This is a genomic window from Caballeronia arationis, assembly GCF_001544975.2.
GTDB lineage: Bacteria > Pseudomonadota > Gammaproteobacteria > Burkholderiales > Burkholderiaceae > Caballeronia > Caballeronia arationis.
In genome coordinates, this window is the sequence record NZ_FCOG02000001.1 from 1 (window position 1) to 24,736 (window position 24,736).

Annotated in this window: 25 protein-coding genes; 12 read left to right on the forward strand and 13 right to left on the reverse strand. The window is 63.3% G+C overall.

Features of this window, described 5'->3' with window-relative positions; genetic code table 11:
* From AWB81_RS44200 to AWB81_RS00015, 4 genes are all read left to right on the forward strand, one after another.
* A partial coding sequence (locus AWB81_RS44200) for a 2Fe-2S iron-sulfur cluster-binding protein (protein ID WP_327371244.1) occupies positions 1–141 on the forward strand: 141 nt, incomplete at its 5' end.
* Positions 142–252: 111 nt separating this feature from the next.
* Positions 253–1,077, forward strand: a complete 825-nt coding sequence (locus tag AWB81_RS00005; RefSeq protein ID WP_062631853.1) for a DUF1835 domain-containing protein — start codon at positions 253–255, stop codon at positions 1,075–1,077.
* 19 nt (positions 1,078–1,096) lie between these two features.
* Positions 1,097–1,702 carry a TetR/AcrR family transcriptional regulator gene (locus AWB81_RS00010; RefSeq protein ID WP_062631854.1) on the forward strand — a complete coding sequence of 202 codons (606 nt, stop codon included), beginning with the start codon at positions 1,097–1,099 and terminating at the stop codon, positions 1,700–1,702.
* Positions 1,703–1,897: 195 nt separating this feature from the next.
* Positions 1,898–2,590, forward strand: a complete 693-nt coding sequence (locus AWB81_RS00015; RefSeq protein ID WP_374730461.1) for a GNAT family N-acetyltransferase — start codon at positions 1,898–1,900, stop codon at positions 2,588–2,590.
* A 99-nt stretch (positions 2,591–2,689) separates the two neighbouring features.
* On the opposite strand, the gene AWB81_RS00020 is transcribed toward AWB81_RS00015, so the two are convergent.
* Positions 2,690–3,190, reverse strand: coding sequence for an Lrp/AsnC family transcriptional regulator (locus AWB81_RS00020; RefSeq protein ID WP_062631855.1), 501 nt, complete (start codon positions 3,188–3,190; stop codon positions 2,690–2,692).
* Positions 3,191–3,327: 137 nt separating this feature from the next.
* On the opposite strand from AWB81_RS00020, the gene hppD reads away from it, so the two are divergent.
* Complete coding sequence (gene hppD, locus AWB81_RS00025; RefSeq protein ID WP_062631856.1) at positions 3,328–4,431, forward strand: 4-hydroxyphenylpyruvate dioxygenase; 1,104 nt, start codon at positions 3,328–3,330, stop codon at positions 4,429–4,431.
* A gap of 103 nt (positions 4,432–4,534) precedes the next feature.
* Here the strand turns inward: hppD and AWB81_RS00030 are convergent, their stop codons facing one another.
* Positions 4,535–4,738: a hypothetical protein gene (locus tag AWB81_RS00030; protein ID WP_062631857.1), complete on the reverse strand. Its 204-nt coding sequence runs from the start codon at positions 4,736–4,738 to the stop codon at positions 4,535–4,537.
* Between the two features lie 354 nt (positions 4,739–5,092).
* Here AWB81_RS00030 and AWB81_RS00035 point away from each other — a divergent pair, with 354 nt between their 5' ends.
* Entirely contained in the window at positions 5,093–8,683 is a 3,591-nt protein-coding gene (locus AWB81_RS00035) for an indolepyruvate ferredoxin oxidoreductase family protein (RefSeq protein ID WP_062631858.1), read from the forward strand.
* Between the two features lie 156 nt (positions 8,684–8,839).
* Here the strand turns inward: AWB81_RS00035 and AWB81_RS00040 are convergent, their stop codons facing one another.
* Positions 8,840–11,113 (reverse strand): NADP-dependent malic enzyme, encoded by a 2,274-nt coding sequence (locus tag AWB81_RS00040; protein ID WP_062631859.1) that lies wholly within the window; start codon positions 11,111–11,113, stop codon positions 8,840–8,842.
* Positions 11,114–11,427: 314 nt separating this feature from the next.
* Positions 11,428–12,657, reverse strand: coding sequence for an MFS transporter (locus AWB81_RS00045; protein ID WP_062631860.1), 1,230 nt, complete (start codon positions 12,655–12,657; stop codon positions 11,428–11,430).
* A 285-nt stretch (positions 12,658–12,942) separates the two neighbouring features.
* On the opposite strand from AWB81_RS00045, the gene AWB81_RS00050 reads away from it, so the two are divergent.
* Positions 12,943–13,629, forward strand: coding sequence for an orotate phosphoribosyltransferase (locus AWB81_RS00050; protein WP_062631861.1), 687 nt, complete (start codon positions 12,943–12,945; stop codon positions 13,627–13,629).
* Between the two features lie 78 nt (positions 13,630–13,707).
* Here AWB81_RS00050 and AWB81_RS00055 read toward each other — a convergent pair whose 3' ends face one another.
* Positions 13,708–14,421 (reverse strand): response regulator, encoded by a 714-nt coding sequence (locus tag AWB81_RS00055; protein ID WP_062631862.1) that lies wholly within the window; start codon positions 14,419–14,421, stop codon positions 13,708–13,710.
* A gap of 294 nt (positions 14,422–14,715) precedes the next feature.
* Here AWB81_RS00055 and AWB81_RS00060 point away from each other — a divergent pair, with 294 nt between their 5' ends.
* The 3 genes from AWB81_RS00060 (at position 14,716) to argC (ending at position 17,128) form a co-directional block, all read left to right on the forward strand.
* Entirely contained in the window at positions 14,716–15,318 is a 603-nt protein-coding gene (locus AWB81_RS00060; RefSeq protein WP_062631863.1) for a YbhB/YbcL family Raf kinase inhibitor-like protein, read from the forward strand.
* A 172-nt stretch (positions 15,319–15,490) separates the two neighbouring features.
* A complete protein-coding gene (locus AWB81_RS00065; RefSeq protein ID WP_062631864.1) occupies positions 15,491–16,057 on the forward strand; it encodes a flavodoxin family protein in 567 nt (188 codons plus the stop codon).
* Positions 16,058–16,180: 123 nt separating this feature from the next.
* Complete coding sequence (gene argC / locus AWB81_RS00070; RefSeq protein WP_062631865.1) at positions 16,181–17,128, forward strand: N-acetyl-gamma-glutamyl-phosphate reductase; 948 nt, start codon at positions 16,181–16,183, stop codon at positions 17,126–17,128.
* Positions 17,129–17,380: 252 nt separating this feature from the next.
* Here argC and AWB81_RS00075 read toward each other — a convergent pair whose 3' ends face one another.
* From AWB81_RS00075 to AWB81_RS00090, 4 genes are all read right to left on the reverse strand, one after another.
* Positions 17,381–17,746, reverse strand: coding sequence for a response regulator (locus AWB81_RS00075; protein ID WP_062631866.1), 366 nt, complete (start codon positions 17,744–17,746; stop codon positions 17,381–17,383).
* A gap of 7 nt (positions 17,747–17,753) precedes the next feature.
* A complete protein-coding gene (locus AWB81_RS00080) occupies positions 17,754–18,194 on the reverse strand; it encodes a hypothetical protein (protein WP_062631867.1) in 441 nt (146 codons plus the stop codon).
* 221 nt (positions 18,195–18,415) lie between these two features.
* On the reverse strand, positions 18,416–19,039 hold the full coding sequence (locus AWB81_RS00085) for a LysE family translocator (RefSeq protein WP_062632071.1): 624 nt from the start codon (positions 19,037–19,039) through the stop codon (positions 18,416–18,418).
* A 95-nt stretch (positions 19,040–19,134) separates the two neighbouring features.
* The gene (locus tag AWB81_RS00090; protein ID WP_062631868.1) at positions 19,135–20,007 is read right to left on the reverse strand and encodes an NAD(P)-dependent oxidoreductase; all 873 of its coding nucleotides are present in this window, start codon (positions 20,005–20,007) and stop codon (positions 19,135–19,137) included.
* Between the two features lie 105 nt (positions 20,008–20,112).
* On the opposite strand from AWB81_RS00090, the gene AWB81_RS00095 reads away from it, so the two are divergent.
* Both AWB81_RS00095 and AWB81_RS00100 read left to right on the forward strand, forming a co-directional pair.
* A complete protein-coding gene (locus AWB81_RS00095; RefSeq protein ID WP_062631869.1) occupies positions 20,113–20,871 on the forward strand; it encodes a Mut7-C RNAse domain-containing protein in 759 nt (252 codons plus the stop codon).
* 90 nt (positions 20,872–20,961) lie between these two features.
* Positions 20,962–21,234 (forward strand): hypothetical protein, encoded by a 273-nt coding sequence (locus AWB81_RS00100; protein ID WP_062631870.1) that lies wholly within the window; start codon positions 20,962–20,964, stop codon positions 21,232–21,234.
* Between the two features lie 15 nt (positions 21,235–21,249).
* Here the strand turns inward: AWB81_RS00100 and AWB81_RS00105 are convergent, their stop codons facing one another.
* From AWB81_RS00105 to AWB81_RS00120, 4 genes are all read right to left on the reverse strand, one after another.
* Complete coding sequence (locus tag AWB81_RS00105; protein ID WP_062631871.1) at positions 21,250–21,561, reverse strand: cupin domain-containing protein; 312 nt, start codon at positions 21,559–21,561, stop codon at positions 21,250–21,252.
* A 10-nt stretch (positions 21,562–21,571) separates the two neighbouring features.
* Entirely contained in the window at positions 21,572–22,879 is a 1,308-nt protein-coding gene (locus AWB81_RS00110) for an MFS transporter (RefSeq protein ID WP_062631872.1), read from the reverse strand.
* A 218-nt stretch (positions 22,880–23,097) separates the two neighbouring features.
* Positions 23,098–23,412: a high-potential iron-sulfur protein gene (locus tag AWB81_RS00115; RefSeq protein ID WP_062631873.1), complete on the reverse strand. Its 315-nt coding sequence runs from the start codon at positions 23,410–23,412 to the stop codon at positions 23,098–23,100.
* A 114-nt stretch (positions 23,413–23,526) separates the two neighbouring features.
* Positions 23,527–24,633, reverse strand: a complete 1,107-nt coding sequence (locus tag AWB81_RS00120) for an NAD(P)/FAD-dependent oxidoreductase (protein ID WP_062631874.1) — start codon at positions 24,631–24,633, stop codon at positions 23,527–23,529.
* Positions 24,634–24,736 lie beyond the last annotated feature (103 nt).

Consider the following 24,736-nt stretch of genomic DNA (forward strand, 5'->3'; position numbering starts at 1 on the left):
CGAGCGAAGGTGCTCGAAGGCGAGGTCAAGATGGAAAAGAACTACACGCTGGAACAGCACGAAATCGACGATGGCTATGTGCTGACGTGCCAGTGCCATCCGGTGAGCGATCGCATAGTCGTGAGTTACGACGAACGTTGATCGACATGAAGGTTGGCTTACACTAGGGCCGCTTCGTGCGGTCCTTTTGTTTTGTGGCCTGCGTTTCGCACGCCTGCCTCCGGCCAGCTTTCGTCAGCGGACATCCCTACGATGAGCATCATCCACGTCACCAACGGCGATCACGCCGCCGACACCCTTCGCGAAGCGCTGAAGCTCGCGGGCCGCGACGAACGCGTCGTCGCGCTGAAGGACGATCTCGCGATCGGCCCGATCCGCAACGTCGACGACGCGCCCGACACGCGCGCCGCGTTCTGGCGTCACGTGCTCGCGCGCGACGGCATCGACTTCGAGGCCGAGTTCGAGCAGCAGGAAACGCAGTTGCAAGGCCTCGTGCGCAACGAGGCGCAGATCGTTGTCTGGCACGGCCAGAGCGCGTCGGATCAGCTTGCGCTCAGGCGCGTCGCCTATCATCTGCGCAATGCGCCGCAGCGGCTGAACGAAGCGAAACTGTCCGAACGCGATCTCCCCTTCGTCACCGACGCCGAGGGCCACGAGCGGCGTCGCGGCCGCAAGGACGGCGCGACGGCCGTCGGCATGTTCTCGGCCGAGGAACTGCTCGCGAAGCTGCCGTGTGCCGCGCCGATCTCGGTGCTGCGCATCGGACGCCTCGCGCTCGAATGGCAAGAGGCGAAGCACGTGAACGCAGAAACGCGGCGCTGGCAGGACAACACGTTCGTCGCGGGCACCTACGCGGAGATCGATGAGGCGATTCTCGTCATCGTCACGCCGGACTGGCAGCCGGCGCGCCGCATCGCCGGACAGGTGATGGGCGCCGAATCCGGCTTCATGGTCAGCGATTCGATCGCCTTCTGGCGCTGCCGCGAGCTGGCGATGGCGGGACGGCTTAAACTTCGCGGCGAACCCGGCGACATCGTCAACGCAGACCTCCGGCGCAGCGCCGGCAACTCCGACTAAAAACGTATTCGACTTCTCAATGGCCCGCACAAGAGCGCCCGATCACGACACCCAGCGCGAACAGATTCTCGAACTCGCCGCCGCCAAATTCGCCCAGACGAGCTATCCGAGCACCTCGATGGCCGACCTCGCCGCGGCGAGCGGCACGTCGAAGGCGCGCCTGTACCACTACTACGAGAGCAAGGAAGCGATTCTCTTCGATCTGCTCGACCGCTACACCAAGCGCCTGATGCTGATCATCGCGGAGGTGGAAGGCGCGAGCCAGCGACGCGGCCTCTCGGAGCGGGAAGCGTTTGCCGAACTGGTCCGCGCGTTTCTCGCGGAGTACGAGACGTCGCACAGCCGGCACGTGGCGCTGCTCAACGACGTGAAGTATCTCGAAGACGTCCAGCGCACGATCGTGCTCGACCGGCAGCGCGATATCGTGGCCGCATTCGCCAGACAATTGGCGCGCGCCTATCCGAAGCGCGCGACGAAGGAAAACCAGACCGCGCTGACGATGATGGTGTTCGGCATGATCAACTGGACATTCACCTGGCTCAAGCCGGGTGGAAAACTGGGCTATCGCGAGTTCGCGGAGCAGGTCGTCGACGTGATCGAGCACGGGCTCATCGGCGATCAGTGATTTGCTGCGCTACAGCACGGTGTTACAAATTGTGAACGTTGTTTTGAGACACATCCAATAAATCATTGATTTATAGCGATATTTTTATATTTGTGCACCTTTTTAGAAGGTCGCTTCGAGGTCGTTTTAAGGGTTTTCCCGTATCCGAAGTTCACTAATCGGGTAAAATTCGTTTTGCGATGCAGCACGCGTCGCATGACGAATCAAGGAGAACCCAACGTGAACATCACTTTCAACCGCTTTGCCGCACCCATCGTCGCAGCCGACCGCGCGCTGCCGGATGCCGGTCGCCGGCCGGTTCTGGTTCGCGAGCTGTCTTCGGGCGACCGCGAGCGTCTCCTCACCCACTTTCTCACGCTCGACGAAGACGACCGCCTACTGCGTTTCGGTCAGATCGTGCCGGACCACGTGATCGACAACTACGTGCGCAACATCGATTTCGCGCGCGACACCGTGTTCGGCGTCTTCGACAACGAACTGCAACTGATCGGCGTCGGCCATCTGGCTTACCTGCCGGCCGAAGGCGACAAGCGCACCGCCGAATTCGGCGTCTCCGTGCTGGAGAGCGCGCGCGGCCGCGGCATCGGCACGAAGCTGTTCGAGCGCGCCGCCATCCGCAGTCGCAACACGCAGGTATCGATGCTCTACATGCACTGCCTGTCGCGCAACTCCACGATGATGCACATCGCCAAGAAATCGGGCATGAAGATCGAGTACGCCTACGGCGAAGCGGACGCGTATCTGTCGCTCACGCCAGCCGATCAGTCGAGCCTCATCGCGGAAATGCTGCAGGAGCAGGCAGCCTCGTTCGACTACGCGATCAAGCGCCAGGCGCGCCGTGCGTCGCAAATGTTCAATGCGTTCATGCCCACGGCGGACGCTGCGTAAAGTAACGCGGAGTTGGCGTTGTGAGCGGGACCAGACAAAAGGGCGGCCATGACCGCCCTTCTTCTTTTTGTGCTGCACCGACAACAACCGGCGACGGCGTCAGAGCAGCGGCAGCGCGGTCGTTTCCTTGATGCGTTCGAGCGAAAAGCTCGTCTTGACGTCGATCACCGACGGATGGTGCAGCAGCTGGTCCTGCACGAAGCGCGAAAAGTGCGCCATGTCTTCCACCTGAACGCGTAGCAGGTAGTCCATGTCACCCGTCATCGCGTCGCAGGCGACGACTTCCGGCCATGCGCGCACCGCCTCGCGAAACAGGTCGGCGTGTGTCGCGGGATTCGGCGAGCGCGTTCCGGCCGTCCCGCCGCGCTTCTCCAGCCGCACGTTCACATAGGCCAGCAGCCCGAGCCCGAGCTTTTGCGGATCGAGCAACGCCACGTAGCCCCGAATCACGCCGCTTTCCTCCAGCCGCCGAATGCGTCGCAGGCACGGACTGGGCGACAGATTCACCCTCTCCGCGATTTCCTGATTCGACAGCCGCCCGTTCTCCTGAAGAATGGCGAGAATCTTGCGATCGATCGCGTCAAGTTCGGTATCGGCCATTTTCTGTCTCCGTTTTTTTAGAATGCAGCAGCAACTTGCGCAATCGTATTCATCGGCGATTTATTTCGCAAGCTTTCGTCGGGCCGGCTTGCGTACACTTCATCTCATTATTTCTGCGCAGAGATGAAGGAGACGAGATGACTTTTCAGGGCTGGGACCACCCCGTCGGCACCGACGGCTTCGAGTTCATCGAATACACCGCACCGGATCCGGTCGCACTCGGCAAGCTCTTCGAGCAGATGGGCTTCACCGCAATCGCGCGTCATCGTCACAAGAACGTGACGCTGTATCGCCAGGGCGAGATCAACTTCATCATCAACGCCGAGCCCGATTCGTTCGCGCAGCGCTTCGCGCGCCTGCATGGACCGTCGATCTGCGCGATTGCGTTTCGCGTCGCCGATGCGGGCAAGGCGTACCAACGCGCGCTCGAACTCGGCGCGTGGGGCTTCGACAACAAGACCGGCCCGATGGAACTGAACATCCCGGCGATCAAGGGCATCGGCGACTCGCTGATTTATTTCGTCGACCGCTGGCGCGGCAAAAACGGCGCGCAGCCGGGCAGCATTGGCGATATCAGCATCTACGACGTCGACTTCGAGCCGATTCCCGGCGCCGAACAGAATCCGGTCGGCCACGGACTCACCTACATCGATCACCTGACGCATAACGTGCATCGCGGCCGCATGATCGAATGGGCCGAGTTCTACGAACGGCTCTTCAACTTCCGCGAAGCGCGCTATTTCGATATCGAAGGGAAGGTGACGGCGGTGAAATCGAAGGCGATGTCGTCGCCCTGCGGCAAGATCCGTATCCCGATCAACGAGGAAGGCTCGGAGACGGCCGGCCAGATCCAGGAATATCTCGACGCCTATCGCGGCGAAGGCATCCAGCACATCGCGCTCGGCACCGACGACATCTACCACACCGTTGACGGCCTGAACGTCGCGAAGATCGCGCTGCTCGACACCATCGACACGTATTACGAGCTCGTCGACCGTCGCGTGCCGAATCACGGCGAATCAGTGGCCGAACTGAAGAAGCGCGGAATTCTGATCGACGGAGTCTCGGACGAAATCCTGCTGCAGATCTTCACCGAGAACCAGATCGGACCGATCTTCTTCGAGATCATCCAGCGCAAGGGCAATCAGGGTTTCGGCGAAGGCAACTTCAAGGCGCTCTTCGAATCGATCGAACTCGACCAGATGCGCCGCGGCGTGCTGAAAGACACGACGACCAGCTAAAGCTGGACACACAAAAAAAGGCGAGCGATCGAATCGATCCTCGCCTTTTTTGTTTTTGACGGCTCATGCTGACAGAACAGGTGTCGAGCAGGCCGCCGGGTGATTAGTCTTCCGCTTCGTCGTCGGCTTGCGACGCGTCCTGCCTGATGCTGCGGGCGTCCGCCACCTGCACGCGCAACTGCGCGACCTGCTGCGCGGGCGATGCGTTGATCTGCGAGGGGCTGGCGTTGCCGCCGCGAATGGGTGCGTTCATTGCGAAAAAGGCGGCCGAAACCATCAAAAAGCTCTGGATATGGCGCTGCTTCATTGTTTTCTCCTTCTGACTGCGTGCTACATGGGTACTGCTAGTGCTGCTTCGTGAAGCCTGACTCCGAAATTCGGTACGCAAAAAGGTGCGCAAGCGGGAGGTTAGACAGGATACCGTCGGTCAGTTCCATCGACCGGTCGTTTTTACTTCTCGTAACATCGGTGCGCAAAAGCACTCGAAGACGTCAACAAACCGACATAAACTGAAAGAAGCGTGCGATTTTTCAGCGGGTTTTTACCACTGCCCGAAACGCGCGCGACTCGGCACACTCACAATCCCGGCCAACGCGTCCACAAGATGCAGCGGCCCACAGAATGCTTTGGTGATCCCAAACTGGGTGGAGGAGTACAAATAATGAATGCCCCGCTAGACGCAGAACAAAGAGCTTCGCTAGAAGCCGCGCTGAAATCCGTCACACTCGACGACAAATACACGCTCGAACGCGGCCGCGCGTACATGAGCGGCATCCAGGCGCTGGTTCGCCTGCCGATGCTGCAGCAGGAACGCGACAAGGCCGCCGGGCTCAACACCGCCGGTTTCATCTCCGGCTATCGCGGTTCTCCCCTTGGTGGTCTCGACCAGTCGCTCTGGAAGGCGAAGAAGCATCTCGCCGCGCATCAGGTCGTGTTCCAGCCGGGCGTGAACGAAGACCTCGCGGCCACGGCTGTCTGGGGATCGCAGCAGGTGAATCTGTACCCGAGCGCCAAATACGACGGCGTGTTCTCGATGTGGTACGGCAAGGGCCCGGGCGTCGACCGCTCCGGCGACGTCTTCAAGCACGGCAATTCGGCGGGTTCGTCCGCGCAAGGCGGCGTGCTGGTGCTCGCCGGCGACGACCACGCCGCGAAATCCTCGACGCTCGCTCACCAGTCGGAACACATCTTCAAGGCCTGCGGCCTGCCGGTGCTGTTTCCGTCGAACGTGCAGGAATATCTCGACTTCGGCCTGCACGGCTGGGCGATGAGCCGCTATTCCGGCCTCTGGGTCGCGATGAAGTGCGTGACCGACGTGGTGGAATCGTCGGCTTCGGTCGACATCGATCCGCATCGCACGCAAATCGTCCTGCCGACCGACTTCACGATGCCCGACGGCGGTTTGAACATCCGCTGGCCCGATCCGCCGCTCGTCCAGGAAGCCCGCCTGCTCGACTACAAGTGGTACGCGGCGCTCGCCTACGTACGTGCGAACAAGCTGGATCGCATCGAGATCGATGCGCCGAACGCCCGCTTCGGCATCATGACGGCGGGCAAGGCCTATCTCGATGTGCGTCAGGCGCTCGCGGACCTCGGTCTCGACGACGAAACCTGCTCGCGCATCGGCATTCGTCTGTACAAGGTCGGTTGCGTGTGGCCGCTCGAAGCGCAGGGCGCGCACAAGTTCGCGCACGGGCTCGAAGAGATTCTGGTGGTCGAAGAGAAACGCCAGATTCTCGAATACGCGATCAAGGAAGAGTTGTACAACTGGCCGGATGCGCAGCGTCCGCGCGTGTACGGCAAGTTCGACGAGAAGGACGGCGCAGGCGGCGAATGGTCAGTGCCGATGGGCAACTGGCTCCTGCCTGCTCACTATGAACTGTCACCCGCGATCATCGCGAAGGCGATCGCCACCCGCCTCGACAAGTTCGACCTGCCCGCCGAAGTGCGTGCGCGCATCGCGACGCGCATCGCGGTGATCGAGGCGAAGGAGCGCGCGCTGGCGAAGCCGCGCGTCGAAGCGGAACGCAAGCCCTGGTTCTGCTCGGGCTGTCCGCACAACACGTCGACGAACGTGCCGGAAGGTTCGCGTGCGATGGCGGGCATCGGCTGCCACTACATGACCGTGTGGATGGACCGCAGCACGAGCACGTTCAGCCAGATGGGCGGCGAAGGCGTCGCGTGGATCGGCCAGGCGCCGTTCACCAACGACAAGCACGTATTCGCCAACCTCGGCGACGGCACCTATTTCCACTCGGGCCTGCTCGCGATCCGCGCGGCGATCGCGTCGAAGGCGAACATCACCTACAAGATTCTTTACAACGACGCGGTCGCGATGACGGGCGGCCAGCCGGTCGACGGCGTCCTGACCGTGCCGCAGATCACGCACCAGCTCGCGGCAGAGGGCGCGGCGAAGATCGTGATCGTCACCGACGAGCCGGAGAAATACACGGCGAGCGTCGGACTGGCGCCGGGCATCGACGTGCATCATCGCGACAAGCTCGACGAGATCCAGCGCGGGCTTCGCGAGATTTCCGGCACGTCGATCCTGATCTACGACCAGACCTGCGCGACCGAAAAACGCCGCCGCAGGAAGCGCGGCGCGTTCCCCGATCCGGCGAAGCGCGTGGTGATCAACGAGGCAGTCTGCGAAGGCTGCGGCGATTGCTCGGTGAAGTCGAATTGCCTGTCGGTCGAACCGCTCGACACCGAGTACGGCACGAAGCGCCAGATCAACCAGTCGACGTGCAACAAGGACTATTCGTGCCTCAACGGGTTCTGTCCGAGCTTCGTGACGATCGAAGGCGGGCAGTTGAAGAAGCCGCAGGCGTCGAGCGTCGCGGGCGACGCGATGCCCGCCGTGCCCGAACCGGACTTGCCCGAGATTGCACGGCCCTATGGCGTGCTCGTGACGGGCGTCGGCGGGACGGGCGTCGTGACCATCGGCGCGCTGCTCGGCATGGCCGCGCACCTGGAGCAAAAGGGCGTGACCGTGCTCGACGTCACCGGCCTCGCGCAGAAAGGCGGCGCCGTGATGAGCCACGTGCAGATCGCGAACAAGCCCGCCGACATCCACGCGACGCGTATCGCGATGGGCGAGGCGGATCTTGTGATCGGCTGCGATGCGATCGTGACCGCCAGCGACGAATGCGGTTCGCGGATGCAGCCGGATCACACGCGCGTCGTCGTGAATAGCGCGCAGACGCCGACTGCCGAATTCATCAAGAACCCGAACTGGCGCTTCCCGGGTGCGAGCGCCGAAGCCGACATCCGCGCGGCGGCGGGCGAGCACGTCGCGATGGTCGACGCGAACCGCTTCTCCGTGGCGCTGCTCGGCGATGCGATCTACACGAACCCGTTCGTGCTCGGCTTCGCGTGGCAGCGCGGCTGGGTGCCGCTGCGTCACGAATCGCTCGTGCGCGCGATCGAACTGAACGCGGTGCAGGTCGAGAAGAATCTCGCGGCGTTCGAATGGGGACGTCGCGCCGCGCACGATCTCGAATCCGTTCGACGTATCGTGGGTTCGCTGGGACGCGCGCCGTCACAGGAAGGGTCGAGCAAGATCATCGCGCTGCACTCGCCGAAGGCGCTCGACAAGCTGATTGAAAAGCGTCTCGCGTATCTGTCGGACTATCAGAACGAGGCATATGCTGCGCGGTACGGACGTCTCGTCGCGCAGGTTCGCTCGGCGGAAGCGGAGCTTGACATCGGCGACGGGCAGTATGCGCTGACCGAAGCTGTCGCGAAGAACCTGCACAAGCTGATGGCCTACAAGGACGAGTACGAAGTGGCTCGTCTCTATGCCGATCCGGCGTTCGTCGAAAAGGTGAAGAGCAGTTTCGAAGGCGACTGGAAGATCAAGTTCCACCTCGCGCCGCCGGCGTTCTCGAAGAAGGACGCGAAGGGACACCTCGTCAAGAAGCAGTACGGCCCGTGGGTGCTGCCCGCGATGCGAGTGCTCGCGAAGATGAAGTTCCTGCGCGGCACGGCATTCGATATGTTCGGCAAGACCGAGGAACGGAAGATGGAGCGTTCGCTGATCGTCGAGTATGAGGCGCTCGTGAAGGAACTGGTCGCCGGGTTGACGCCGCAGAAGCTCGCATTGGCGATCGAACTGGCGAGTCTGCCCGATTCGATGCGCGGCTACGGCCACGTGAAGGACAACAACGTGCGGGCGGCGAAGACGAAGTGGGACGCGCTGCTCGCTCGGTGGCGCGATGGGCGTGGTGGCGAGGCGCGGCAAGTGGCCTGAAGTTCCCGCTTCAGGAAAAACAATGGCGGTCCTTGCGGACCGCCCTTTTTCGTTCTGCCAGCACGCTCGAAAAAGAAACGGCGAACCGGATTTCTCCGGATCGCCGTTCGCGACCATCACCTCACGCGCACCACTCGACGCGCGATCAGCCTTCGATCACTTCCCCACTCGCGCGTTCGCCGAAGCCACCGCGGTCATATTGATGATCCGCCGTACGGTCGCGGCCGGCGTCAGGATATGCACCGGCTTGTCGGTCCCGAGCAGGATCGGCCCGACCGTCACGCCCTCGCCGCTCACCATCTTGAGCAGGTTGTACGTGATGTTCGCCGCTTCCACGTTCGGCATGATCAGCAGGTTCGCCTCGCCATGCAGCGTCGTGCCGGGGAACGACGCCTTGCGCACCGCTTCAGACAACGCCGCGTCGCCGTGCATTTCGCCGTCGACTTCGAGATGCGGCGCCCGCTCCGCGATCAGCTTGCGCGCTTCCGCCATGCGCTTCGCCGAAGCGGTCGGCACGCTGCCGAAGTTCGAATTCGACACCAGCGCCACCTTCGGCTGGATGCCGAACTTCTCGATTTCACTCGCCGCGAGAATCGTCATGTCGGCGAGTTGTTGGGGTGTCGGCACTTCGTTCACGTACGTATCGCTGATGAAGAGGTTGCGGCCCGGCAGCATCAGGAGGTTCATCGCGGCGAAGTTCTCCACGCCTTTCGCCTTGCCCAGTACCTGTTCGACGAACTTCAGGTGATCGTGATACGTGTCGATCAGGCCGCAGATCATGCCGTCGGCGTCGCCCATGCGAACCAGGATCGCGCCAATCAGCGTGTTGAACTTGCGCAGCGCCGCCTTCGCGCTCTCCGGCGTCACGCCCTCGCGCGCCGAGATGGTGTGATATTCCTGCCAGCTCTTCTGATAGCGCGGATCGTCCTCGGGATTGACGATCTCGAAGTCGGTGCCCGCCTTCAGCTTCGAGCCCATCTTCTTTAGCCGCATCTCGACGACCGCCGGCCGCCCGACGATGATCGGCTTCGCGATCTTCTCCAGCAGCACGAACTGCGCGGCGCGCAGGACGCGTTCGTCCTCGCCCTCGGCGAACACGATGCGCGCGGGCGCCGCCTTCGCCGCCTGGAACACCGGCCGCATCACCATGCCGGTGCGATAGACCGTCGCTCCAAGGGTCTCGCGATAGGCGTCCATGTCCTGGATCGGGCGCGTCGCGACGCCCGAGTCCATCGCGGCCTGTGCGACGGCCGGCGCGATCTTGATGATGAGACGCGGATCGAACGGCTTCGGAATCAGGTACTCGGGGCCGAATTCCAGCGAATGGCCTTCGTACGCCTTCGCGACTTCGTCGCCCTGATCGGTTTCTTCCGCGAGTTCAGCGATCGCGCGCACGCACGCAAGCTTCATCTCCTCGGTGATCGTGGTCGCGCCGACATCCAGAGCGCCGCGGAAGATGAACGGGAAGCACAGCACGTTGTTGACCTGGTTCGGATAGTCCGAACGGCCCGTCGCGATGATGCAGTCCGGGCGCACCTTCTTCGCATCTTCGGGACGGATTTCCGGCTCCGGATTCGCGAGCGCCAGGATCAGCGGCTTGTCGGCCATGACCTTGACCATCTCGGGCTTGAGCACGCCCGCGCTCGAGCAGCCGAGGAACACGTCTGCCTGATCGATGGCGTCGGCGAGCGTGCGCGCGTTGGTGCTCGCTTGATAGCGCTCCTTCGACACGTCCAGGTTGCCGCGCCCTTCGTAAATCACGCCCTTCGAATCGACGACGAGCGTGTTCGACTTCTTGAGCCCGAGGTCGACGAGCAAATCCAGACATGCAATCGCCGCCGCGCCCGCGCCCGAGCACACGAGCTTCACTTCATCGAGCTTCTTGCCGACCACCTTCAGGCCGTTGAGAATCGCCGCCGACGCGATGATCGCCGTGCCGTGCTGGTCGTCGTGGAAAACGGGAATCTTCATGCGCTCGCGCAGCTTCTTCTCGATGTAGAAGCACTCGGGCGCCTTGATGTCCTCCAGGTTGATGCCGCCGAGAGTCGGTTCGAGCATCGCGATCGCTTCGACGAGCTTGTCCGGATCGGTCTCGGCGAGTTCGATGTCGAACACGTCGATGCCCGCGAACTTCTTGAACAGACACCCCTTGCCTTCCATCACCGGCTTGGCGGCGAGCGGCCCGATGTTGCCGAGTCCGAGCACGGCCGTGCCATTCGTCACCACGCCGACGAGGTTCGCGCGCGAGGTGTACTTCTGCGCGTCGAGCGGTTCGTCGAAGATCGCCATGCACGCGGCCGCCACGCCCGGCGAGTACGCGAGCGAAAGGTCGAGTTGATTGGAGAGCGGCTTGGTCGGCGTGACGGAAATCTTGCCGGGCCGGGGATTCTGGTGATATGCGAGGGCGCTTTGCTTCAGTTGTTCGTCCATGATTAGCCTGGAGACGTTGGAAATTTTTCGAGAAGGGCCTCGCTGCCTGCACGCAGCCGCGGGGTGTAAATCGATGGATCGATCGATGGGATACGGCGGCACCCGGCGCGCCGGTAGGCGCGTCGTCTCGCCGTTGCGGGATGGCAGCGGCGGACAGAGCTCTTTTTTTGGGAGAATTAGTGTACACCCCGCGCATGCATTGACGCGAAGCAGCAATCGCGGAATCGCGCAGTTGAAGGACAGGGTGAAACCCTTATCGGACGGGCTTTCCTTCGACGAAAGCACTCGCGATGCGTACGCTTTTCACGCGCGGTTCACTGCAATTGAGCGCCGCGCCGCTCGGGGATCAGGAAGAGCGTCGCGAGGATGTCTAGCACGTAGATCGACGCAAGAAGCGCGAGCGCCGCCGCGAACGAGTAGCGCGCAGCAAGCGCGCCCACGGCCACCGGCCCGAAGCCGCCGACCGCGCGTCCGATGTTGAACAGCACGTTTTGCGCGGTCGCACGCGCTTCGGTCGGATAAAGCTCGGAGATGAGCGCGCCATAGCCGCCGATCATCCCGTTCACGAAGACGCCCATCACCGCGCCGCCGATCAGGAGCGCGAACGGCGTCGTCAAATGCGAATAGACGAACACCATCACGACCGCGCCGATCTGGTACGCGAGAAATGCGGGCTTGCGGCCGAAGCGGTCGGCGGCGATGCCGAAGAGCCAGATGCCGAGCGCCATGCCGAGCACGGTCGCGGCCGTCCAGACGCCCGACTTCGTCAGCGAATAGCCGAAGGTCTTCGACAGATAGCTCGGCAACCAGATCATCAGGCCGTAGTAGCCGAAGTTTTGCACCGAACAAAGGATCACGACGCCGAGACTCGCGCGCGTCGTGCGGGCATCGTGGAACAGACGCCTGAGCGGAAACCCGCGGCTCGCCTTCGCGCGCTCCGTGAAGAGCGCCGGTTCCTCGACGCGCCGCCGCACCGCGAACGACACAACCGCCGGCAGTAGTCCGACCGCGAACATGCCGCGCCAGCCGATCAGCGGCAAGAGGAGCGGCGTGAGGAGCGCGGCGGCGAGTACACCCGCCTGCCAGCCAAGCCCGACATACGACGACGCCCGCGCGCGCTGCTCGGCCGGCCACGCCTCGGCGACGAGCGCCATGCCGATGCCGAACTCGCCGCCAAGCCCGATGCCCGCCACGGTCCGGTAGAACAGCAGGTCGCCGAAACCCTGCGCGAGCGCGCAGAGGCCGGTGAAGATGGCAAACAGCAGGATCGTCCAGGTGAGCATCCGCACGCGGCCGTAGTAGTCGGACAGCGTGCCGAAAATCAGCCCGCCCGCCACCGCGCCGACGAGCGTCCATGTGACGAGGGAGCCGGCCTGCGTCGAGGTGAGATGCAGGTCGGCGGCGATCGCGGGCAGCATGAAGCCGAGAATCAGCAGGTCGAAGCCGTCCATCGCGTAGCCGAGCATCGAGGCGACGAGCGCGCGCGCGGCGTGGCGATCGGGCGGAACGTTCGATTCGGCGGAGGAAGGGGACGCAGGAGTCATGGCAGCAGCGAATGCGCGCGGCATCTCGTTAAAGAGCCGCGAGTGTACGTGGGGCGTGGACCCCTCACAACTCGCGAAAAATCGCTTCCCGGGCTGGCTTTCAGGCGTGTTACGGATGGACCCGGCATTCGCTCCGGGACACGGAAGTCGGGTAAAATCGCGGGCTACGCGCGCAGCAATCGTCGGACACGCCGGATCTCCCGCCGCTCGTCCGCCTGACCCGCTGCGCCACGGGCCCACGGGCCGCCTCCGCGCTCTGCGCCACTCAAGTCCAAGGATTCGCCCATGACAGGCAACGATCGCCAGACGATCTCCGACACCACCGCAAAAATGCTCCTGGAAGTCCAGGCGGTGCACTTCAACGCGGAAAAACCGTACATCTTCACGTCCGGCTGGGCGAGCCCGGTCTATATCGACTGCCGCAAGCTGATTTCGTATCCGCGCGTGCGCCGCGGCCTGATGGAAATGGCCGAAGCGACCATTCTGCGCGACGTCGGCTACGAGCAGATCGACGCGGTCGCGGGCGGCGAAACCGCCGGCATCCCGTTCGCCGCATGGCTTTCGGACCGCCTCATGGTGCCGATGCAGTACGTCCGCAAAAAGCCGAAGGGTTTCGGCCGCAATGCGCAGATCGAAGGCCTTCTGACCGAAGGGCAGCGAGTTCTGCTGGTAGAGGACCTGACCACCGACAGCCGCAGCAAGATCAACTTCATCAATGCGCTGCGCACGGCGGGTGCGACAGTCAACCACTGCTTCGTGCTGTTTCACTACAACATATTCAAGGAAAGCGTCTCGGTCCTGAAGGACATCGACGTCGATCTGCACGCGCTCGCCACTTGGTGGGACGTGCTGCGCGTCGCGAAGGAGGCGGGTTATTTCGAAGCGAAGACGCTCGACGAAGTCGAAAAATTCCTGCACGCGCCGGCCGAATGGTCGGCGGCGCACGGCGGCGCGACCTCGGCGCCGCAATAAACCGGTTACTGGCTTGCAATAAATAAACCGCTGGCACATACCAGCGGTTTTTTATTTTGTGCGTGACGCGGGAAATAATTAACGGTGTTCCGGCCGCGGCTCGGAGGGCGTGTCCGGATTACCGTCTCCGACATACGATGCCAGATTCAATAAGCCATTACTTTGCGCATATTGAAACAATTCGGATTCGCGGTCGATACCAAGTTTTCGCATTGCCGTATTTTTCTGCGTACTGATTGTTTTTATACTGCGACGTAAATGCGCGGCAATTTCGGTGATCGTCATTCCCGAAACGAAAAGCCGCACGACTTCCAGTTCCCGCTTCGACAGCACGACGTCGCGCTGCTGCCCGCTCGCGCTCAGCCCCATGCTGTCGAGCGCCGCCTGCACCGACGGTCCGATGTACTCCTGTCCGCGCATGACCTGCACGATCGCGAGGCCGATATGACTCAGGTCGTCGGCCTTGCTAATGACCGCATTGACGCCTACTTCGCGCAAACGCTTGAGCAGTGCCGGATTTTCGAGCATCGTCAGGACGACGATTCGCACCGAGCCAAACTGCCGGCCGATATATCCGAGCAGCGGCATGCCGTCGCCGAATTGACCGCCCGGCATCGCAAGATCGGACACCAGAACGTCGCAAGGCGTTTTCTGTAATAGCTGAATCAGGTCCGTAGACTGCCGCGCCTGCCCCACCACCTCGATTTCCGGAAAGCGGACCAGCGCCTGTGCAGCGCCAAACAGAATAACCGGATGGTCGTCGGCAATAATAACCCTTATTCTCTGGTTCATTATTTCCCCAGCCGTTGCAATTGACTTGATACCGCGCGAATAAGCGGTGAACTGAAGTTTTTCATTTGCTGATCCATACCAGATCCGGGATCCACACTCTACTTTAGTCTTTCTCTGACAGACAGGATAGCTACGATGACCATGACATCCGAATCTACGCCGACAAAAGGTTAATCCTTTGTTGCAATGTTAAACTCGAAAGTGACATATGGTGCAGTTTGAGACAAATTACATCGTTACGCGATTGGTAACGATGTCAGTTACGATGTCGAAAAAATAAGGAGAATCCGCACCATGCGCCTGACACGCCTCGCCGCGCGTCTTGCCGACCCCAGTTCCGGCCGCTCCACCATCGTTTTCGTCCTGCTGTGCGCGGTGGCGATCGCATCCAGGTCTCCTCACGCGCTCGCGGAATCCGCATTCACCGCCAAAAGCAGCGATCTGATCGCCGGCAAGCCCGTGTCGCCGTCGCTTCTTTTCGACCAGACCGACTGCAAGGGCGGCAACCGGTCGCCACAACTCTCGTGGCGCGGCGCCCCCGCCGAGACGCGCAGTTTCGCCGTGACGATCGTCGATCCGGACGCGCCCGGCCGCGGCTGGTGGCATTGGGCCGTCGCCGGGATTCCCGCCAGCGTCACGCAGTTGCCCGGAAACGCGAGCGCGTCGGGCGCGCTGCGGACAATGGGCGCCGTCGAGGCCCGCAACGATTTCGACACCGACGGCTACGGCGGCCCCTGTCCGCCGCCCGGCAAGCCGCATCGCTACGTGATCACGGTCTACGCGCTCAACAGCGACGACCTGCGCCTGCGCCAGGGCCGCCCGGCGCTGATGTTCGAGCACGAAATCCGCGCGACGACGATCGCGAGCGCGCAGCTCGTCTTCACCTACGGGCGCTAGGCGCACCAAGACGGGGCGCGCGCCGCCGTTGGCTGGCGAACCGAGCGCCCCAATTTGTTCTTGCTAGACTGGCCCGGCCGAGTCATTCCCGGCGCCCATCGTCACCGGAAAGCGCCCAGGCCGCGCCCGTGACGCGACAACGGGCGCCCCACCGCAGGCCAAGGACATCACAATGCCGAAGATCGTCATCGTTTATCACAGTGGGTACGGTCACACGAAGAAAGTCGCCGAAGCCGTTCTCGCCGGCGCGCAGGACGCGGGCGCCGAGGCGAAACTGATGCCGGTAGGCGATCTCGACGACGCCGGCTGGGCCGAACTCGACGCCGCCGACGCCATCATCTTCGGCGCGCCGACCTACATGGGCGGACCGTCGGCCGACTTCAAGAAATTCGCCGACGCGAGCTCGAAACCGTGGTTCGCGCAGAAGTGGAAAGACAAGGTCGCGGCCGGCTTCACCAATTCCGCGACGATGAACGGCGACAAGTTCAACACGATCACCTATCTCGTCACCCTCGCGATGCAGCACGGCATGATCTGGGCGGGCACGGGCATGATGCCGTCGAACACCAAGGCGGCGACACGCAACGACCTCAATTTCGTCGGCGGCTTTACGGGGCTGCTGGCGCAGTCGCCCGCGGATGCATCGCCGGAAGAAGCGCCGCCGCCGGGCGATCTCGAAACCGCGAAGACGTTCGGCGCGCGCGTCGCGGCCGTGACCGCGCGCTGGGCCGGAAAGTAGTGATTGCATCGTCCGATCGGCCAATCCGGCCCGCGTGCCATCACGCTGTCTTCGAAGCGCATTAAAATGACGCTTTTGCTCCCCGCGCGCGCCGCGCGCACGGGCTGAACCAGCGAGATCGAGATGACCACGAAAGTATTTGTCGACGGACAGGAAGGCACTACCGGCCTGAAGATTTTCGAATACCTGTCGGAGCGCCGTGACATCGAGGTGTTGCGCATCGACGAGGCGAAGCGCAAGGACATCGAGGAGCGCCGGCGCCTGATCAACGCTTCGGATGTGACGTTTCTGTGCCTGCCCGACGTGGCATCGCGCGAGTCAGTGTCGCTCGTCGACAACGACAACACCTGTGTGATCGACGCGAGCACGGCTTTTCGCACGCAGGACGACTGGGCCTACGGCCTGCCGGAACTGACCCGCGCCCAGCGCGAACGGCTGCGCACGGCCCATCGCATCGCGGTGCCGGGGTGCCACGCGTCGGCGTTCGTGCTGTCGGTGCAGCCGCTCGTCGCAGGCGGGCTCATTCCCGCCGATTTCGACGCGCACGCGTACTCGATCACGGGCTACAGCGGCGGTGGCAAAAAAATGATCGCGGACTACGAAGCCGGCGGCAACGCGAAGCTCACGAGCCCGCGTCCGTATGCGCTCGGACTCACGCACAAGCATCTTCCGGAAATGGCGGTGCGTTCGGGACTCAAGCGTGCGCCGGTCTTCACGCCGATCGTCGGCAACTTCCTGAAGGGTCTCGCCGTCACGACGTATTTCTCGCCGAACCAGCTTGCGCGCGCCGCCAAACCGCAGGACGTGCAGTCGATGCTGGCCGAGTACTACGCGAACGAGCCGTTCGTGCGCGTGTTGCCGTTCAACGCGGAAAGCAATCTCGACGACGGTTTCTTCGACGTGCAGGCCTGCAACGACACGAATCGCGTGGACATCTTCGTGTTCGGCAATGACGAGCGCTTCGTGACCGTCGCGCGGCTCGACAATCTGGGCAAGGGCGCATCGGGCGCGGCGATCCAGTGCATGAACCTGCACATCGGAGCGGACGAAGAAGCGGGATTGAAGCGGTAGTAGACAAAAACACTCGAACTGAAGGCCGGTTTCGCCAGTTTGGCGGACCGGCCTTTTTTCTTCTCGTCCGAACGGAGGGCACAAAACGGACAGACGAAAAAAAGCCCGCTCGTTGCGGAGCGGGCTGAATCCATATCAGTGGAGACATGGAGGAGACAAGAACGACTCTACCAAAACAATTGGTGCGCCGCAACATCCCGCAGCGCGGTGCGTCGATCTGTCTCGCTCTTACAACGGTCTACGCTGATGTCACTAGGACTGTGTCATCGACAGAATGAAGCCGAGCTGATCCGCCGACACAGGCTTGACGAGATGCACGTCGAATCCTGCGAGCTGTGTCATCTCGTGATGCTGCGGCTGGCCCCAGCCGGTCAGTGCGACGATCAGCAACGCGCGGCCGTTCGGCAGACTTCGAAGCGCCCGCGCGGCCGCGAGGCCATCCATGAGCGGCATGCCGAGATCCAGGATCACGACTTCCGGTTCGAACTGCTGCGCGACCTCGACAGCCTGCGCGCCGTTCGCCGCGAGCGCGACCTCATGGCCCATTCCGTTGAGCAAATTCGAAAGTCCGACGAGCGCGTCGTCGTCATCGTCGGCAATCAGGATGCGTTTGGTCACGGCAGTCTCACTTGTTGCCCGAAACGACGAGCTTGAGCTTGTTGGCGCCCGCCGTAGCCACGACGATCTGCGTGCGCTGACCGCGCGCGCCCAGATAGAAGTGCTGGCGGGATGGAGAATTCTGATCGTGAGTGGCATCCGGCAGGCATGACGCAATGTCAGCCGCGACGCCCTGCAGCGCTTCTGCGCTCGAACCGCCGCGCGACGTCCACGTGCATTGATAGCTGCCGTGTGTCGCGGAGCACGCGGCATCGTCGCCGTAGGGAAGCGCGGCTGCCCTGCCGTCCTCGGGCGCAAGCGCCGAAAATCCGGGCGCCGCCGCAACGATGCGCTTGAGAGCGTCGCAGGGACTCGGCGTGTCGTCGGCGAGCGCTGTGGCCGGCGCGATCGACGCACCGACGGCCGACGCAACCGCCAACCGGGCGATCGTTCGCGTGGATGGAAACATGGGGCGCCTCCCTTTTCTTGCTGTTCTTCTGCGCTCGACGCAAGACTTCACCGACGGCCACTTTGCGCTCGGGCCGGAACCGCGTATGTTCGCAAGCGAATGAAACACATCATGCCAGTAGCAAGGCGCGAACCACGCACGATAGGCACGACGCCCGCGTGATTTACGCGCCGTCGGGGCAAATCATCACATCTTTGTTGCCACACCTCCGCTCACGCGCGTCAGTGCCGCACGAGCGCCATCATCGCGCCGAAACCGGCGAAGACACCGCCCGTCAGACGATTGAATGCCTTCGCAACGTTGCGATTCTTGAGCGTCGCGCCGATGCGCGTGCCCAGCCCGGCGTAAAGCAAATACCAGCTCACTTCGATCACCGCGAACGTCGAGACGAGCATGCCGAACTGCGGCAGCGTAGGACGGCTGGCATCGATGAACTGCGGCAGCAGCGCGGCCGCGAACAGGATCGACTTCGGATTGCTGCTCGCGACGAGAAAGCCGTTGCGAAAAAGCGCGCGCGGCGACCGGGCGGCGGGATCGACGACAGGCATCTCTGCCTCCTGGACCTTCGCGCGCCAGCTTTTCACGCCGAGCCACACCAGATAAGCCGCACCGACGAAGCGCAGCGTGTCGAACATCGCGGGCCACGCTTCGAGAAACACCCCGAGCCCGGCCGCCGACACCGACAGCATCAGCACCAGCGCCGTCAGACAGCCGGCCATCGTCGCGCTGGATCGCCGCAAGCCGTGGCGCGCGCCGTGCGTCATCACGAGCAGCATGTTCGGCCCGGGAATCGCCGCGATCACGAAGACGGTGGCAACAAAAAGCCACCAGGTATGCAGGTTCATCGCGGCGCGCACAAATATTGAGATAGGACCGGATTATGCCGGTTGTACGCGCCGCCGACTATGAAATGCCGCGCCGATTCACGTTAGTTGACAATTCAGCGTCCGGCGCGCCGTACTGCCACTTCGCCGAGCACGGCGAAATCCTTGTCGCCGCCGCCGTGCGCGATGGCATCGATCAGGCTGTCGCGCAGGAGGCTGCCGATCGGCAGCGGCGTGTCAACGGCTTCCGCCGCCGCGAGCGCGAGCCGCACGTCTTTCAGCCCGAGCCGCGCCTTGAAGAGCGCCGGTTCGTAACGGCGCTCCGCGATCATCTTCCCGTAGCCCTGATAGACCGGTCCGGGAAAGAGCGTGTTCGTGATGATGTCGAGGAACGACTGCGTCTCGATGCCGTGCCCCGACACCAGCGCCGCCGCCTCGCCGAAGGTTTCGATCGCCGAGGCCAGCATGAAATTGGCCGCCAGCTTGAGCACGTTCGCGTGCTGCGGCTCCCGGCCGACACGCCAGGTCTTCTGGCCGATCGCATCGAAGATGGGCTGGACGCGCTCTATCGCGTCGTCGGCGCCCGCGGCGAGGATGTTGAGCTTGCCCGCCGCCGCGACGTCCGGCCGGCCGAGCACCGGCGCCGCCACATACGCGACGCCATGCTGCGCGTGAAGTTCGGCCAGTTCGCCCGCGAGCGCGGCCGAGATCGTCGCCATGTTCACGTGGACGAGCCCTTTCGGCGCGTGCTTGAGCAAGCCACCATCGATCAGCACCGAGCGCAGCGCGGAATCGTCGGCGAGCATGGAAAACGCGGCGTCGCCGGCGAAGGCCTGCTCAGGCGTATCGACCACGGTTGCGCCCTGGTCCGCCAGCGCCTTCGTGCGATCGCGCGAGCGATTCCAGACGCGCACCGTGTGGCCCGCCTTCAGCGCGTTGCCCGCGATCGCGCCGCCCATTTCGCCGAGTCCGATGAAACCGATGTCCATGTCGTGCTCCTTTCTTTTCTTGCACAAACCGTTGAAGAAAGCTGGAGCGCCAGTAGAGCACATCGATTCGAAGCATGCAGCGCCGAGCGATGCGATACTCGTCGCATGGTTCATGCACGCTTTCGTTTCCACCGCGATCTGAACGAATTCCTCGCGCGGCCGCAGCGCGAGCGCGCGTTCGACTGCGCGTGCGCAAAGGCTTCGTCGACAAAGCACATGATCGAGGCGCTCGGCGTGCCGCATACGGAAGTCGAGCTGATCGTGCAGAACGGCCGGCCGGCCGGTTTCGACGCGCCCATCGCGCAAGGCGACCTGATCGAGGTCTATCCGAAGCGCGCCGTGCCCAACGATATGCGCGCGGGCTCGCTGCTGTTGCGGCCGCCGCTCGATCCCGCGCGCATTCGTTTCGTCGCGGATGCGCATCTGGGTGCGCTCGCACAACTGTTGCGGCTCGCCGGTTTCGACACGCGCTATGACAACAACTTCCCCGACGACGAAATCGAGCGTCTGGCGCTCGACGAAGAGCGCGTCGTCCTGACGCGCGACCGCGAGTTGCTCAAGCGCCGCTCGGTCGTGCACGGCTGCTACGTGCGCGCGCTGCAGGCCGACGCACAGTGGCGCGAAATCGCCGAACGGCTCGACTTGCTGCCGCATGTGCGCGCGTTCCGGCTGTGCCTGATGTGCAACGCACCGCTGCGGCCGGCGCATTCCCACGATCTCGTTGGCCGCGTGCCGGAAGGCGTGCGCGAGCGGCACACGCGCTTCGTCACGTGCGACGTTTGCCGGCGCGTATTCTGGGAAGGCTCGCACTGGAAGCGGATGTGCGAGCGCGTCGCGTCGCTTGCGGACACGAGCCGCGCGTGAGTTGCGAATGAGTCGCGATGATGAGCGCGGCGCAACCTTACGTACAATACGCGTCCTCCCAGACGTTCAACCTATTGCCCGGAGCTTCGCGTGAAGAAATTCGACCTCGAAAAGAACAAGGCGCTCAAGCTCGCCAACGACCTGAAGCACAGCAGCGCCGCGAAATTCGGCGTCGCTGGCGCGCAGCCGAAGCTGGATCGCCGCGAGCAGCGCCGCATCGATCAGGAAAAGGGCCTCGTGCCGTTCGCCTGCAAGCTCGACGCCACGCTCGTCAGGCAGTTGCAGGAACGCGCCGCCACGCATGAAGGCGGCATGCCGGAAGCGCTCGCCGAACTGCTGGTCGCAGCCGGACTGACGCGCTGAAAGGCGCAGCGTCGCTCAGACGCTGCCCTCTTTTTCGATCACCAGGATGCGCGCTTCACCGACCGGCTCGGCGAAGTGCTCGTCGCCCGCCTGCGCGTGGAAGATGTCGCCGGCCTTGAGCGTCAGCGTGTCTTCGCGTCCCTCGCGGCGCACGTGCATCTTCACTTCGCCGTGCATCACGGCGAAGACTTCCTCGCCGTCGTTGACGTGCCACTTGTACGGCTTGTTCGTCCAGTGAAGGCGGCACGTAATGCCGTTCATCGTGCAGACATCGAGTGCGCCCCAGGCGCGCCCGGCGGTAAATCGTTCGCTTTCGATTACTTTCATGGCTGTCAATTCATCGGGTAAGTTCGCGCGCCTCGTCGACGTCGACATGACGCGTCGCAGGAATGCAGGCCACCGCGATCAGTGACAGTGCGATGCCCGCCATCACGTAGAACGTCGGCGCGAGCTGCGATTCTGTCGTGTTGATGAGCCACGTCACGATGAACTGTCCGAAGCCGCCGAAGATCATCACCGCGACGTTGTACGCGAGCGAGAGGCCGGTCGAGCGAATGTGCGTGGGGAAAAGCTCCGCGATCAGCGCGCCGAACGGCCCGTAGTAGCCGGACAGCGTAATCGACAGGACCGCCTGTACGATCACGAGCCGCAGCACGCTCGGCTCGGCGGCGAGCCACGCGAAAAGCGGATAGATGATCACAAGGCTGACGAACAGGGACCACAGCGACAGCCCCTTCCTGCCGATGCGGTCGGACCACGCGCCCGCGATCGGCGAGAGCACGGTCAAAAGCAGGTTGCCGACGATCAGCGCCGTGAACGACTGCCCGAACGGCAGCTTCAGTTGCTTGACGGCGAAGGTCGGAAGATAGCCGATGAACACATAGACCGTGACCGTCAGCGCGATCACCGAGCCGAGTCCGCACAGCACTTCGCGGGTGTGTCCGCGAAAGACTTCGCCGAGCGTCGCGCGCCGGGCCGTCTTCTTCGCGTGGAGGAACGCTTCCGTGTCCGTCATGTTGCGGCGGATGTAGAAGCCGACCGGCCCGATGACGAGGCCGAGAACGAACGGCACGCGCCATCCCCACGAATTGAGCGCTTCTGGCGACATGCCGCGCGAGATCGCGGCACCGACGACCGCGCCGAGCAACAACGCCGCCGCCTGGCTCGCCATCTGGAAGCTGCCGTAGAAGCCGCGCTTCGAGAACGGCGCGGCTTCGATCAGAAGTGCGGTCGAACTGCCGAACTCGCCGCCCGCCGAGAAACCCTGCAGAAGCCGCGCACACACGATGATGAGCGGCCCGCCGACGCCGATCGCCGAATAGGGCGGCGCAATCGCGAGCAGCAGGATGCCGAGCGTCATCAGCGCGATGACGAGCGTAAGCGCCGCCTTGCGGCCGGCGCGATCAGCGTAGAGTCCGAGGACGATGCCGCCCACCGGACGCATAACGAAGGCGACGCCGAAGGTCGCGGTGGTCAGGAGAATCGACGAATAGTCGCTGTGGCTCGGGAAGAACAGTTGCGCGATCACGACGGTCATGAAACCGAACACCGTGAAGTCGTACCACTCGAGCGCATTGCCGATGACAGCGGCCGCGACGGCGCGGACATTGGGTGGCCGGACTGCCTTGCGATTCACCGTTCCCATGAATTCTCCCCGCCCGTCGGGCGCACTGCCTCGGTTGTATTGTCCACCGGGCGCGAATTCGGCGCCTGACGGTTTTGTGCCTTGGCGAGTGTAAATAGGGCGCGCAACGTTATCAAGCGACGAAAAAAGCGCGCTCGACCGCAAGGCCGGCGCGCTTTCATTCTTTTCTTTTTTTGCTTCTCTAGTGCTCTCAGGTCTGCAACGGCCAACTCGCTAAATCAGGCCTTCTTGTTGTACGCGCTGCACCATCCCTTCGATGCCACCTGCTTGTTGGCGAACATCGGGCACGGCGCCCAAGCGTCGGTCGCCTTGCCCTGGTAGAAGGAACAGTTGCCGCAATCCTGCCCGGGAACAAATTTCGTGTACTTGGCCTTGTCGACCTTGCTCGCGTCGTGCTTGTAGCCGAGCGCCTGAGCGGTCGGATCGCTTTCCTCGACCTTGGCGGCGTCGGCGGCGAAGGCGGCGGGGCCAAGCGCCAGCGTCGAGGCCACACCGATACTCGAAATCAGAAACGTTCGACGGGATGTCTTCATGATGCTCGCTCCTTGTATTGGGGGGACGTGCCGTTCTGACGACGGCGACGTCCGAGCATAACAACGCGAAGCGGCAACAGACAGCCCAAATGTTATAGATAAGGGAATGCAGGATCAGGGCGGCGGGAGCATGTCGGCGACCCGTTCGGCGATCGCGAGCGACGCCGTCAGCCCCGGCGACTCGATGCCGAACAGATTCACGAGCCCGCGCACGCCATGTGCGGATTTCCCCTGAATCATGAAGTCGGCGGCGCTCTGGCCCGGCCCCGAGAGCTTCGGCCGGATGCCCGCGTAGGCCGGCTGCAGCGCGCCGTCGGGCAGGCCCGGCCAGTACGCGCGGATCGCCGCATAGAACGCGTTCGCGCGTTGCGGATCGACGTCGTAACTGATCGACTGCACCCATTCGACGTCCGGCCCGAACTTCGCCTGGCCGCCGAGATCGATGGTCAGATGCACGCCCAGGCCCGCTTCGTTGGGCATCGGATAGATCAGGCGGTCGAACGGCGCGCGCCCGCTCACGCTGAAATAGTTGCCCTTCGCGAAGTAGAGCGGCGGGACGTGGCGGTCGTCGAGACCGTGGATTTTCCGGGCGATGTCGTTCGCGTGCAGGCCCGCGCTGTTGATGAGCTGCGCCGCGCGCAGCCGCGCGGGCGACTCGCCGCCGGTATCGATGATGAAGCAGCCCTCGCGCGCGTCGATCGCGGTGACGGGCGTGCGAAACGCGATGTTCGCGCCGTCGCGCTCCGCGTCGCCTTGCAGCGCGAGCATGTACTGATGGCTGTCGACGATGCCGGTCTGCGGCGAATACACCGCCGCGACGCACTGGAGCTGCGGCTCCATCGCCGCCGCCTCGGCGCCGGAGAGACGCTCCAGCCCCGTGACGTGATTTTCGATGCCCTTTTGCTCGATCGCTGCGAGCTGCGGCAGTTGATTGCGCGCGGTGGCCACCAGCAGCTTCCCGCAGCGCTGATGCGGCACGCCGTGCGACTCGCAGAATTCATAGAGCATTGCGCGGCCGCGCACGCAGAGTTCCGCCTTGAGCGAACCGCGCGGGTAGTAGATGCCAGCGTGGATCACTTCGCTGTTGCGCGAGCTCGTGCCGATCCCGATGCCTTCCTCTCCTTCCAGTACGACGACTTCGCGCCCGCGCGCTGCGAGCGCCCGGGCGATGGCGAGCCCGACGGCGCCCGCACCGATGACTACACATTCGATCTGGTCCATGTCTTTTCCGTCGCAGGTTCAATCAATCCATTCTACTTTCTGGACTATTGCGTGTTGCACAACAACGGAACGTGAATTACACCGCGTTATGAAATGATTCACG